The organism is Jeotgalibaca porci, assembly GCF_011299095.1.
Lineage (GTDB): Bacteria > Bacillota > Bacilli > Lactobacillales > Aerococcaceae > Jeotgalibaca > Jeotgalibaca porci.
Genome location: NZ_CP049889.1, coordinates 2,165,722 through 2,178,698, shown reverse-complemented (window position 1 = coordinate 2,178,698; position 12,977 = coordinate 2,165,722). Strand labels below are relative to the sequence as shown.

The window sequence follows — 12,977 nt, the reverse complement described above, 5'->3', positions numbered from 1 at the left end:
CCTCATTTCTTTTTCAATAATTGCTTCCAGTCATTAACTTGATTCATCACCTGCAGCGGGGAATTATTTTCTAAAGAAAAATCTGTAATTTCATTAATGATTTGTTTCTCATTCATATCCATTTGACTCGCGCTAAAAAGGGAGAGTTGTTGGCTATCATCTGTCACTAGTGGAGCTTTCTCGTTACTTTCCAAGCGCTCCAAAATACGTTTTGCTTCCACCAATAATGCATCCGGCATACCAGCCAACTTAGCAACATGTAGACCGTAACTTTTGTCAGCCGGACCATTCATAATTTTATGCAAGAATACTAACTCACCGTTTTGCTCAATTGCACCAACGTGAACGTTACGTAACGCCGATAATTCATGTTCCAACACTGTCAATTCATGATAGTGAGTAGAAAACAGCATTTTTCCTTTTCCTGAACCATGCAAATAACGAATAATCGCTTCAGCCAAAGCCATACCATCAAAGGTGGCGGTCCCTCTTCCAATCTCATCGAACAAAATCAAACTTCTATCAGTTGCATATTGTAGAGCCTGGTTGGTTTCAACCATTTCCACCATAAAAGTACTTTGGCCTGAATATAAATCATCTGCCGCACCAATACGCGTAAAGATTTGATCAAAAATCGGCAATTCTGCTTGTTCAGCAGGAACATTACAGCCGATTTGGGCCAGAATAACAATTAACGCTAATTGACGCATATACGTACTCTTACCCGACATGTTTGGTCCGGTTATTAATAAGATGTCATTTTGTTCATCCATAATCAGATTATTCGCGATGTATTTTTCTTTGCCCAACACTTCTTCTACTACAGGGTGGCGTCCGTTCACGATATGGATCGTTTTCGTTTGCGAGGAAATTTCTGGTTGTACATAATGTTTTTCTTCCGAAATTTCAGCAAAACTCTGGTAGACATCCAATTCGGAAATACATTTCGCCAGTAGCTGCAATTGTTTGCTGTGTTTTTTTACTTGATCACGAATTTCTAAAAACAACTCATATTCTAACGTTGCTGATTTCTCTTCAGCTTCCAAAATAATTTGTTCTTTTTCTTTTAATTCCGGCGTGATAAAACGCTCTGCATTCGTCAAGGTCTGTTTACGGTCATAAAGTCCTTCTGGCAAGTTTGGAACGTTCGCTTTTGATACTTCAATGTAATAGCCAAAAACGCGGTTGAATCCTATTTTCAGTGTTCTGATACCTGTTTTTTCCCGTTCGGATTGTTGAAGGGATGCAATCCATTTTTTACCATTGGTCATGGCATCGCGATACTGATCCAGTTTTTCATTATAGCCGTCTTTAATAATATTTCCGTCCGTTATTAAGATAGGTGGATCTTCTACGATGGCTTGATTAATTAAAGCGACCACTTCGGGCATTTCTGCCATTTGCTTTAAGGTTGCTTCCCAAATAGAATCACCGGTTGCTTCCAAAATTTGTCTCAATACAGGAAGTTGCTCCAATGAGCGTTGCAGTTGAATTAAATCACGACCATTGACGTTTCCAAATGAAATCTTGGCAACAAGACGCTCTAAATCATAAACAGATGACAACGCCTGTGCAATATCCATTCTCTCAAAATAATGGGCAAGTAATGATTGCACCATCAATTGCCGGTTCCGAATTGCCTGCTCACTGATTAATGGTTTTTCCAACCATTGTTTTAATTTCCGTCCGCCCATTGCTGTTTTTGTTCGGTCAATCAACCACAGAAGACTTCCCGCTTTTTGTTGGTCACGAATTGAAGTTGTCAACTCTAGGTTTCGGCGTGCGTACGTATCCATCTTTAAAAACTGATCGGATTTATAGCGGATTGCTTTCTGGATATGCGAAAGACTTCTTTTTTGCGTATGCGATAAATAGCTAATCAATAGTCTTAATACATCTTGACAAAACAGTTCCGTAATATCTTCCAATACAACCGTCAGAATCGGATCTTCAATTTTTCCATTTTGACGGGAGATAATAATTCCTAATCGTGTTTCCAACGTTTCAATAACAGGGTATTGAGCTTCTGATTGAACGACTACTTCTTTAGCTTGTACTGACTGAATTTCATTCAAGACCGCATCTTCGTTCTCTAATAGCGTGACGCGTGTCTCACCGGTCCCGATATCCGTATAAGCCAAGGCGTACTCAGAACCCTGTTTTTCAAGAGCAACGAGGTAGTTGTTTTTTTTACCATCTCCGTTCACTTCACCCATATAGGTACCTGGTGTCAGGACTTGGACAACTTCTCGTTTGACCATCCCTTTCGTCGTTTTGGGATCTTCCATCTGTTCACACACTGCAACCTTGTAACCACTGTCAATCAACTTGCGTATATATTCTTTTGCAGCATGGTATGGAACGCCACACATAGGAATCGGATTGTCAGCATTTTTATTGCGACTAGTTAATGTGATTTCTAAAATCTTTGCTGCATTAATTGCGTCTTCGTTAAACAATTCATAAAAATCTCCCAAACGGTAAAATAAGAAAGCGTCGGGATATTGTTCTTTTATTGCCAGATATTGTTCCATCATTGGCGTATGTTTTGGTTTTTGTGGCATGCTTTCACCTCAATTATTTATTGAATCTATCTCACTCTGGATTTGTTTGAATAGATGTTGGACGATCTCGTTTGCTTCAGCCAATGACGTTCTATACTTTTGAACCGAAATATTTCTATCAATTTCGTTATTTAATGCTTCAACTTCATTTAATGTTTCTCTATATGCTTGCGGTTTTTCATAATATTCAAAGTTCACGAGATCTTTTTGTTTTTCTTTAATCTTTTCAATTTTCTCTTGAATCCATTTATTGTGAGTAATATTTTCTTCTGCTGTTTTAAATGTAATGATTTCATCTTTTTCTGTAAGCAAATCTATCAACTGCTCTAATTCTTGGTCAATTTTCATTTCAATCGTGTATTGCTGATTTTCCACTAATAGTCACTCCCAAATGGTCGGTCCTCATTGATTAGAATATTTTCAATTTTTGTTGCTTTCCCCGTACGATCGTCTATTTCAATATAGCAACCGCTAAGGAGTTTTCGGCCTTCTTCAGGGATTTCATGTCGAACAGGAAGTTGCGTTAAGAACTTCTCTAAAATAATATGTCTTTCTACACCTAAAATACTATCGTAAGCGCCTGTCATTCCAGCATCCGTTAAATAGGCTGTTCCTTGCGGAAGAATTCGTGCATCATTCGTTTGAATATGCGTATGCGTTCCTACTACGGCAGATACGCGCCCATCTAAATACCAACCCATTGCTTGTTTTTCACTTGTTGCTTCGGCGTGGAAATCAACAAAGATACAGTTCGTTTCGTCGCCAATTTCTTCTAGAATAGCATCCATTTTGCGGAATGGATCGTCCAATGCGTTCAAAAATACGCGGCCTTGAACGTTTATAACCGCAATTTTATTTTGGTTAATCTGAATTATCTTATAACCTAGTCCGGGTGTTCCTTCTGGGAAATTCGCGGGACGAATCATTTTTATTTTTTCGTTTCCAATAAATTCAAAAATATCACGATTATCCCAAGTATGATTTCCCATGGTAATCACGTCAACGCCTGCTTGAAGAAATTCTTTGTATATTTTTTCTGTAATCCCTCTGCCAGCTGCTGCATTTTCTCCATTTACAATCGTCAGTTGTGGACGGTATTTTGCTTTTAGTGCGGGCAAGGATTCAATCAACATTTTTCTACCAATTGAACCAACTACATCCCCTACGAATAACACTTTCATAATTATATAGGCCTCTTCTCTTATACTCATTCATTTATTTAGTTTAACATAAAATCGTTCGAAATAGACGGGACAAATAGAAAAGACAGAGCTTACGCTCTGCCTCATTATTTTGCATATTCAATTGCTCTTGTTTCGCGTATAACCGTAACTTTTATGTGTCCCGGATAGTCTAATTCTTCTTCGACTTTTGATTTAATATCGCGTGCCATCAAAATAGCGTGAGCATCATCTACAGATTCAGGCTTCACCATAATTCTGATTTCGCGACCCGCTTGAATAGCGAAGCTGTAATCAACGCCTTCAAATTCGTTCGCAATACCTTCCAATCGTTCCAATCTACGAATATAATTTTCCAAAGATTCACTTCGTGCTCCCGGTCTCGCTGCTGACAATGCATCAGCTGCTGCAACTAGGACAGAGATGATGTTTGTTGCTTCGACATCGCCATGGTGGGATGCGATAGCATTAATAACAACACCATTTTCTTTGTATCTTTGCGCAATTTCAGCTCCAATTTCAACGTGAGAACCTTCGATCTCATGATCGAGAGCTTTACCAAGGTCATGAAGCAATCCGGCGCGTTTCGCAAGTGTAGAGTCTTCACCTAGCTCGCTCGCCATAATACCAGCAAGTTTAGCGACTTCAATACTATGGTTCAAGACATTTTGACCATAGCTCGTTCTAAAGTACATCCGCCCCAGAATCTTAATCAAATCTGGATGCAGTGAATGGATTCCAACCTCAAATGCGGCTTGTTCACCAATTTCACGGATTCTTTCATCCATCTCTTTACGAGCTTTATCAACAGCTTCTTCGATTCGAGCGGGATGGATACGTCCATCCTGAATCAGTTTTTCTAATGCCATTTTGGCAACTTCACGACGTATTGGATCAAATCCACTTAACACTACCGCTTCAGGTGTGTCATCGATAATTAAATCAATTCCTGTTAACGATTCAAGTGTTCGGATGTTACGACCTTCTCGTCCAATGATACGCCCTTTCATGTCATCATTAGGTAAAATAACAACTGAGACAGTTGTTTCTGAAACCATATCCGCAGAGCTTCTTTGAATCGCTTGAAGAATAATATTCTTCGCTCTTCTTTCTGCTTCATCTTTGGCTTGTTGTTCAGATTCCCTAACCATGATTGCACGTTCATTAGTTAATTGGTCTTCCATTTCTTTCATGATGATTGCTTTAGCATCTTCTCTCGAAAGTGTCGCTACTCGCTCCAGTTCTTTCTGTTGTGACTCGATAATTTCCTGGATTCGATCTTCTTCATTCTTCAACGCTTGCGTGCGCTTAACAAGATTTTCTTCTTTTTGCTCGATATTTTTTTCACGTTTGGAGAAATTATTATCTTTTTTATCCAAATTTTCTTCTTTTTGGATTAGTCGATTTTCTTGTTTGGTCAGTTCGTTTCTTCTATCGCGCAATTCTGCCTCGATAGCGGAACGATATTCTTGGCCTTCTTCCTTCGCTTCTAACATAGCTTCTTTTTTCTTGGTTTCAGCTTCTCGTTCAGCATTTTCCAGAATAGCTTCTGCTGTATTGTTAGCGCCAGCGATTTCCTTTTCATGATTCGATTTCCGATATGTATACCCGATAACGACACCTAAAAGCAAGGCTATGATAGCAGCGAAGGCAACGTACATCCATTCCATCGTTTCACCTCCGTATCTATTCAATTTGTCGTTAAATTAAAAATAGTTATTATTTATATGCGCTTTCTTACAAGCAACATATAATTCAATTCTAAACTTTGTAACCGCTACTGTCAATCAAATTATCTATGCTAAGCCTTTTGATTCAGTGATTAAGAAGAAAGGCTGAGACAAATTTCGTCTCAGCCCTTAATTTTATCGTTCAAGATTTCAAAATGAATTACTCTTCTGGTTTTTCTACTGTTTCTTCTACTGGAACGCCGCTTCCGATTCCGTAAAGCGTACGGACCTTGTTATCAATTTCTTCAAGCATTTGCGGATTGGCAATCAAGAATTTCTTCGCATTTTCGCGACCTTGACCAATTTTTTCATCTTGGTATGCATACCAAGAACCACTCTTATTAATAATGTCATGCTCAGACGCGATGTCTACGATTTCACCTACACTCGAAATCCCTTCGCCATACATAATATCGACTTCTGCTACTTTAAACGGCGGTGCTACTTTATTTTTAACAATTTTAATTTTCGTGCGGTTACCAATCACATCTGTACCAGATTTAATTTGTTCAGCACGACGCACTTCCAAACGAACGGTTGAATAGAACTTCAATGCACGTCCACCCGGAGTTGTTTCTGGGTTACCAAACATAATACCGATTTTCTCACGAATTTGGTTAATGAAAATAGCAATCGTTTTTGTCTTATTGATAGAACCAGATAATTTACGCAATGCTTGAGACATCAAACGCGCTTGAAGACCCATGTGTGAGTCTCCCATTTCGCCTTCGATCTCAGCACGCGGTACCAATGCTGCTACCGAGTCAATAACTAAAATATCGATTGCTCCCGAAGAAATCAATGCATCTGCGATTTCAAGTCCTTGTTCCCCTGTATCTGGCTGTGATAATAGAAGCTCATCAACGTTTACACCGATTGCACGTGCGTATTTAGGATCCAAGGCATGCTCAGCATCAATAAACGCAGCGACGCCACCTTTTTTCTGAGCTTCAGCAATTGCATGTAAAGCAACTGTTGTTTTACCAGAAGACTCTGGTCCATAAATTTCGATAATTCTTCCGCGCGGATAACCACCAACACCAAGTGCAATATCTAATGATACCGAACCACTTGGGACTGTTGAAATTTCAGTTTCAATCTTGTCCCCCATTTTCATAACTGAGCCTTTACCGTAAGTACGTTCTATTTTCTTTAATGCTTCATCTAAAGCTTTTTGTCTATGATCGTTATTATTTGCCATTATTATATAGCCTCCAAAAGGTTTATTTCGAATCTCTTTATCAGCATACTAATATTATAATACTTAGAATAAAAAAGCAAGAAAAATGTGAACAAACGTTCGCTCTTTTTATTTTAGCGCCCGCCTTACTATATCCAGACCCTGCATGACACTTCGTTCGCGATTTCCGGTCCGTCCATGCATAAAACGATACTTCTGGGCTGTTACTGTTCCATCACTCATACTCAGCCCAATCCACACAGTACCAGGTGGCTCACCTTCTAGTTCTAAAGGTCCAGCCACACCGGTGAATGAGATGCCGATATCTGTTTGAAAGAGACGACGTACCTCATCCGCCATTGCCATAGCACACTCTTGGCTCACAGCCCCGTATTCCTTTAAAACGTGTGCTGGAACTCCCAAGACATTCTTTTTAATCGCATCATTATACGAAACAATTCCACCATGAAAGTAGTTGCTGGCTCCCGGAACAGAAATAAGCGTCGATTGAAACAATCCTCCAGTTAAACTTTCTGCGGCACTGATTGTTATGTTCTTTTCTAAAAGCAGCTCACAGACCGTGTTAGCCAAACTATTTTTTTCTCCTTCTCCATAGTAATAATCACCAACAATTTCTAATACTTCCGATATCGTTTGTTCCAATAAAACTTGACATTCATTCGCATCAACACCTGCAGCAGTCACCCGCAAGGTTACCTCATAGTCCCCCGCATAGGGTGCAATAGTCGGATTTGTTTGGCTCTCTATGAAGGTGTTTAATTTTGTTGCTAAATCAGATTCTCCAATTCCAAAAAAACGCAATGTTTTAGAAAGGATATATTGACGATCGTCGTCTATCAAGGTTTCTAAAAATGGCAATACTTCAGTATCAAACATAAGGGTCAGTTCTTTTGGAGGTCCCGGTACTAAAAGATAGGCATGTGCACCTTTTTGAATAAATGTCCCAACAGCATGCCCGTTTCGATTGGGAAATGAACGCCCATTCTTAAAATATAAAGCTTGTTTTTGATTGTTATCTGTCATTACTCGTCCTGATAAATCAAAGTAGCGCTTAATATACTTCAGAGCGACTTCATCCATAACCAGTTCCTCATCCAGATAATCCGCCACCGTTCCTTTAGTGACATCATCTTGAGTGGGTCCCAGGCCGCCCGTTAATATGAGTAGTTGACTCCTTTCTTCTGCTATTTTAAGCGCTTCTGCCAAGCGGACAGGATTATCACCAACAACCGTTTGATAGTAAGAGTTGATGCCTACTTCCGCTAATCTTTTTGCAATGAACGTAGCATCTGTATTTACGATTTGTCCTAATAATAATTCTGTCCCTACAGATATAATTTCCGCAATCATAGTCCTAACCTCCTACATATATATAAGCAAAAAAACGCGATTTCAATTTAAAAAAAGAAAACAATTTTAAAATTGTTTTCTTTTTGTTCGTGCTCTTAATCTTTGAATGAATCTGCAAATATTTGTTTGTTCTTGATAAAGTAGTCCACACCTGAATAAACGGTAAATACTAAGCAAAGGTATAACATCAACGAAGCAACTGGAATACCTGCGCCTTCGAATGGGAAGTTATTGAGGAACAGAAGTATAACAGCTAACATTTGTGTTGCTGTCTTAATCTTTCCAGGCCAAGCTGCGGCCATCACTTCGCCGCCTGTAACTAATAGTAATCGTAAGCCCGTAACTGCTAATTCACGACATATAATAACTGCCACAACCCAGCCCGGTGCAAGTCCCTTTTCAACTAAAATGATGAATGCAGTTGCAACTAACATTTTATCTGCCAAAGGATCAGCAAACTTACCAAAATTCGTTACAATATTATCTCTTCGTGCAATATAGCCGTCCAACCAGTCCGTAAAGCTAGCAATTGCAAACGTAAGCGTTCCTAATAATTCTGCGGTCGTAAAAGTTGATCCTAATAGCGATATCGTGCCCCAGTCTAGTGGTGCCACCATCAAAAAGATAAATAAGGGAATCATAAAAATCCGTAGGATGGTCAATTTATTTGGTACATTCAAAATAAAAATCTCCTTAATATAAAACTACTCGATAGTGAACGTGAGTGTTTGTGTTTGATTTGTTTGGTAATCTGCGGGCATTTCAACCGTTGCTTCACCAAATTTAACTGTTGTAGAAGGAAGGAAACCAATGCGGACAAAAACCTTATTCATTCCTTCTTCTAATGGAATCGTTTGGGTTGATCCCCCCTGAATGACTCCTTCGAATAAGGGGTCATCCCCTTCAGTTGTAACAAGAACCCAAGAGTTTCCAGTTGTATCAACTTCAATAGACAACGTATTAGGTAGTTCGAATCCCGCTACTGAATATGTCGGGGTTGCTGCTTGTTCGGTTGAGGCAGTCACAACTGTTTCTGGTTGCGGTGCTTCACTTTCCACGCTACTTCCGGCACTTTCTGAACTCTCAGTTTGCGTCTGGATCATTTGCTGATTCGGAGCATTTCCTTCACTTATATCTGGGGTATCATCACCCATATAAAAAATATAATACCAAATAGCTCCCAAAATTAATAAAAACATCAGAACCAATAAAAATGTTGGTAAGGTACTCTTAGAATCGTTGCTGTACGTAAATTTCGTTTCACGCGAGGAACGCTTTAATTCTGATCGTGTCGGTAACACTTTCTCTTTTGATTCATGGGTATAGCCTTCTGCAGGAGTATGTTGAATATGTCGCTGCTCTTCACCTTTTAAAGAAACGCCTACAACGTCAGCATACTGGCGGATAAAAGCATTAACAAAAAAGTCTCCTGGTAAATCATCCAAGCGATTCTCTTCAATTGCTATTAAATAGCGTTTTTGAATCTTTGTTAATTGCTGTAAATCATCCAGAGTATGCCCTTGTTTTATTCTGGCATTCTTTAAACGGTCTCCGATATGAGTAGGTTCATCCATTTTAAACACCACCTTTTTCTCACTTTGAAGTCATTATATCACAGTTATTTCGAGAGAAAAAAACATCTGATTATTTTAGCCAACCTCCGCTGACGGTCAGTGTCTGCCCCGTCATATACGCACTATCCGGCTTCAGTAACTGTTTTACCCAAAAGCTTATTTCAGAAGGTTCTCCCAATCTACCCACCGGAATATCACTCTCTAATTCTTCTAGATCATTTAAGGAGAAATGTGTATTCATATGTGTCTTAATAGCACCAGGACTGACCGCGTTAACGGTTATGCCCCAACTGGCCACCTCTTTACTGTATGCTTTGACAAAGGCCAATTGCGCCCCTTTTACAGTGCTATAAAAGACCTCATTCGAACTTCCCATTTCGCCATAGACAGAACTGATAAATACAATCCGTCCTTGATTACTTTTATGGATTTTACTTTGAGTAGCCTGTGTAATTAGAATCGGCGTCTTCACATGCATTTTCCATAAGTAATCCATGCGCTCAGGGGTCAAAGCATCCAACAAGCCGTATTCAGTCGTCCCATGCGCAAAAACAACCGCATTAAGAGAGAAGAGTTGGCTTGTCAGCATTTCAACGGCATTTTCTTCGACAAGATCCGCTTTAATCGGAATAAATTCTTGATTTGGGTATCTCTCTTGAAATTCTTGCATCATGTCAGTTATCCGTTGCTGATTAGAATGATAATGTAAATATATAGACCAACCTTCAGCAGCCAATGCCTGACAAATACTGGAGCCTATATCACCCGAAGAACCGGTTACTAAAACAGCTTTCATACGTTTGAACCTTTCTTTGGTTTTACGATAAACGTACTAATTACTTGTTCATTAATATAGTGCTCTGCAAATGCCGCGATATCTTCAAGTGTTAACGTTTCGAGTCGCTCAATACGATTAAACATTTCGATACCTGCTGCATACAAATAACCATATTGATTAGAAATATACTCAAGCGAATTAAATGCTTGCAGTTGTTCACCAATAAAAGCGCGTTTCAAAAGATTAAAGTTTTCAGCCGTAAAACTTGAATCATTTTTCCAGTTCAAAAGAATGTTCTTCCACTCTTTAATCACTTGTTCTGGTTCATTGGTATCCACTTCTAAGGCCATAAAATTGAAACTACGATCGATAGTGAAACTATAATTGAAGCTGTCATCTAAAACGCCATTATCGTAAAGTGTATTGAAGTTGTCCGATCCGCGTCCAAAAAGCATTTCCATTAGTAATGAACCTTTTAAGTAATAGTTATCGGATTCGTTCCCTTCCAATTGTGTAGTTAAACCTTTTACTCCCATAATTAATTTCGGACGTTTTACATCCATTTCAATTTCATCATGAGCGGTTAAATCACTAATTGTTTCAGAAGGAATAAAGCGCAAGATATGCTCTTCTTTCGCGAATTCTTTCGCATCTTGATTGTTCCGGATTACAACCATTGTTTCTTCTACTGGGAAGTTCCCAATAATCACCAGGTTCATGTTAGAGGGGTGATAAAACGTATCGTAGCACGTTTGTAAAATTTCAGGCGTAATCGCTTGGATACTGTCGACAGTACCGGCGATATCAATAGAAAGTGGATGCTTCGGATACATATTTTTCAACAGACCATAAAACAAACGCCAATCCGGATTGTCTTCGTACATCTGGATTTCTTGTGCGATAATCCCTTTTTCTTTCTCGGTTCCTTCTTCTGTGAAGTATGGCTCTTGAACAAAATCGAGAAGTGTTTCAATATTTTCCTCTACTTTACTTGTTGCTGAAAAGAGATAGCTTGTTCGCGTAAACGACGTAAAGGCATTTGCAGAGGATCCCAATTTAGAGAAATCATCAAACGCATCATGCTTCTCCCCTTCAAATAACTTGTGCTCCAAGAAATGAGCAACGCCATCCGGTACAACTATTTCAGAATCTGATTGTAATGGTACAAAGTGATTATCAATAGAACCAAAATCAGTGGTGATAATTCCATATGTTTTGGCGAATCCCGGCTTGGGAATCAGAATCACTTGCAGTCCATTCTGCATTTTTTCATAGTAGACTGTTTCATCTAAAAGAGGATATTCAACTTTATGCATCTTTATCATCTTCCCCTTTCAAAAAGAAAATAATTTGGAGAGCCATTTGGTTCGCCAGTTCAATAATATCTTCACGCTTCACACGTTCGATTCCGCTCAGCCATTCCTCATCTGAAATCGTGCGGCCTGCTAATAAGTTATTCGAATAAATTTTACTCAATGCTGCAGACTGATTATCATCATTTTGCTTATACTGATTGATTAACATATCCTTAGTCTGAGCGATAAGGTAATCTTCAAAGTCTCCTTTTTGCATATCAACAAGCTGTTTCAATACGATTGCTTCAGCTTGGTCTTTCTTCTCAAAAGCAATACCAGTAGAAACAATCATGACGCCTCTGATGTAATCAAGATAGCTTGATGCAGAGTAAGCTAGACTTTCTTTCTCCCGAACGTTTTGGAAAAGCTTGGAGTGTGGGAATCCACCGAATAGACCATTGAATACCATCCCTGTATAATACTCAGCCTCCCCATAATAAGCTGGCGATTTAAAGCCAAATAAAAGTTTCCCTTGCGAAACATCAGAAACATAATCAATATGAGCCGCTTCTGAGCGTGGTGTCAACGTCACAAACTTATTGTTGGACGTAACCGTACGGGTTGAAAATGGTTGTTGCATGATAGCTTTCTCTATTCTCTCTGAATCAACATCTCCCGAAACATAAATATCAATAGCATTATCAGCAATCATTTCTTGATAAGTTGTATAAAGAGACTGACTTGAAATGTTGGGTAGAAATGTTTCTGAACCCATGCCTAAGTAAGCTTGATCGGTTCCTTCGAACAGGGCTTCATTGAGCTTGATTGTCGCAAACCTACCCTTGTCATCTTCCAACGAATTAAAATAATTTTCTAAATTAATTTTTTCTCTATCAAACGTCGGTTGGTGAAATGCAGCATCTTCAATATTGGGGTTGAAAATAACTTCTTGTAAAAAGGCAAAGCCCTCTTCTAATAAATTATCATAGCCACCAATAAAACGATCGTTAATAACCTTTAAGCGAAAAGATAACACATGTTCAGTTCCGTATCTTTGTGTAGACGCACTTAAGGAAGCCCCGTATAACCATGACATCTGATTATCCAGCGCTTTTTGAGAGGGATATTTTTTTGAATTTGTTACCATAATGTTTTTAAGTAAGGTTCTTTTTGTTGCTATTTCCGGTTCGTACTTCGTTCTAAATTTATATTCAATTAGTACCGTTTTAAATTTACTGGTCGTTTGAATGTGTGCTCGAACACCATTTGTAAGTTGTAAGTCCATCTATTCACGTCACTTTCTC

Annotated in this window: 11 protein-coding genes; all 11 read right to left on the bottom strand. The window is 38.9% G+C overall.

Features of this window, described 5'->3' with window-relative positions; all coding sequences use genetic code 11:
• Window positions 1-2: 2 nt before the first annotated feature.
• The gene (gene mutS / locus G7058_RS10965) at window positions 3-2,564 is read right to left on the bottom strand and encodes a DNA mismatch repair protein MutS (RefSeq protein ID WP_166063557.1); all 2,562 of its coding nucleotides are present in this window, start codon (window positions 2,562-2,564) and stop codon (window positions 3-5) included.
• A 9-nt stretch (window positions 2,565-2,573) separates the two neighbouring features.
• Window positions 2,574-2,939: a YlbF family regulator gene (locus tag G7058_RS10960; protein ID WP_166063556.1), complete on the bottom strand. Its 366-nt coding sequence runs from the start codon at window positions 2,937-2,939 to the stop codon at window positions 2,574-2,576.
• The gene (locus tag G7058_RS10955; RefSeq protein WP_166063555.1) at window positions 2,939-3,745 is read right to left on the bottom strand and encodes a TIGR00282 family metallophosphoesterase; all 807 of its coding nucleotides are present in this window, start codon (window positions 3,743-3,745) and stop codon (window positions 2,939-2,941) included. Before G7058_RS10955 ends, G7058_RS10960 begins: the two co-directional genes overlap by 1 nt.
• Before the next feature lie 107 nt (window positions 3,746-3,852).
• Window positions 3,853-5,415 (bottom strand): ribonuclease Y, encoded by a 1,563-nt coding sequence (rny, locus tag G7058_RS10950; protein ID WP_166063554.1) that lies wholly within the window; start codon window positions 5,413-5,415, stop codon window positions 3,853-3,855.
• 220 nt (window positions 5,416-5,635) lie between these two features.
• Window positions 5,636-6,676: a recombinase RecA gene (gene recA / locus G7058_RS10945; protein WP_166063553.1), complete on the bottom strand. Its 1,041-nt coding sequence runs from the start codon at window positions 6,674-6,676 to the stop codon at window positions 5,636-5,638.
• Window positions 6,677-6,784: 108 nt separating this feature from the next.
• The gene (locus G7058_RS10940; RefSeq protein ID WP_166063552.1) at window positions 6,785-8,026 is read right to left on the bottom strand and encodes a competence/damage-inducible protein A; all 1,242 of its coding nucleotides are present in this window, start codon (window positions 8,024-8,026) and stop codon (window positions 6,785-6,787) included.
• 95 nt (window positions 8,027-8,121) lie between these two features.
• Window positions 8,122-8,706: a CDP-diacylglycerol--glycerol-3-phosphate 3-phosphatidyltransferase gene (gene pgsA, locus G7058_RS10935; protein WP_166063551.1), complete on the bottom strand. Its 585-nt coding sequence runs from the start codon at window positions 8,704-8,706 to the stop codon at window positions 8,122-8,124.
• A gap of 24 nt (window positions 8,707-8,730) precedes the next feature.
• Window positions 8,731-9,600 carry a helix-turn-helix domain-containing protein gene (locus G7058_RS10930; RefSeq protein ID WP_166063550.1) on the bottom strand — a complete coding sequence of 290 codons (870 nt, stop codon included), beginning with the start codon at window positions 9,598-9,600 and terminating at the stop codon, window positions 8,731-8,733.
• A 70-nt stretch (window positions 9,601-9,670) separates the two neighbouring features.
• Window positions 9,671-10,396, bottom strand: a complete 726-nt coding sequence (gene ymfI, locus G7058_RS10925) for an elongation factor P 5-aminopentanone reductase (protein WP_166063549.1) — start codon at window positions 10,394-10,396, stop codon at window positions 9,671-9,673.
• Window positions 10,393-11,694, bottom strand: coding sequence for an EF-P 5-aminopentanol modification-associated protein YfmH (gene yfmH / locus G7058_RS10920; RefSeq protein WP_166063547.1), 1,302 nt, complete (start codon window positions 11,692-11,694; stop codon window positions 10,393-10,395). The genes ymfI and yfmH overlap by 4 nt, the downstream gene beginning before the upstream one ends.
• A complete protein-coding gene (yfmF, locus tag G7058_RS10915; RefSeq protein WP_166063546.1) occupies window positions 11,687-12,958 on the bottom strand; it encodes an EF-P 5-aminopentanol modification-associated protein YfmF in 1,272 nt (423 codons plus the stop codon). Before yfmF ends, yfmH begins: the two co-directional genes overlap by 8 nt.
• Window positions 12,959-12,977 lie beyond the last annotated feature (19 nt).

Coding starts and splice junctions, on each gene's coding strand:
- mutS (WP_166063557.1), bottom strand. CDS start 2,564: ATGCCACAAAAACCAAAACATACGCCAATGATGGAACAATATCTGGCA.
- G7058_RS10955 (WP_166063555.1), bottom strand. CDS start 3,745: ATGAAAGTGTTATTCGTAGGGGATGTAGTTGGTTCAATTGGTAGAAAA.
- rny (WP_166063554.1), bottom strand. CDS start 5,415: ATGGAATGGATGTACGTTGCCTTCGCTGCTATCATAGCCTTGCTTTTA.
- recA (WP_166063553.1), bottom strand. CDS start 6,676: ATGGCAAATAATAACGATCATAGACAAAAAGCTTTAGATGAAGCATTA.
- G7058_RS10940 (WP_166063552.1), bottom strand. CDS start 8,026: ATGATTGCGGAAATTATATCTGTAGGGACAGAATTATTATTAGGACAA.
- G7058_RS10930 (WP_166063550.1), bottom strand. CDS start 9,600: ATGGATGAACCTACTCATATCGGAGACCGTTTAAAGAATGCCAGAATA.
- ymfI (WP_166063549.1), bottom strand. CDS start 10,396: ATGAAAGCTGTTTTAGTAACCGGTTCTTCGGGTGATATAGGCTCCAGT.
- yfmH (WP_166063547.1), bottom strand. CDS start 11,694: ATGCATAAAGTTGAATATCCTCTTTTAGATGAAACAGTCTACTATGAA.
- yfmF (WP_166063546.1), bottom strand. CDS start 12,958: ATGGACTTACAACTTACAAATGGTGTTCGAGCACACATTCAAACGACC.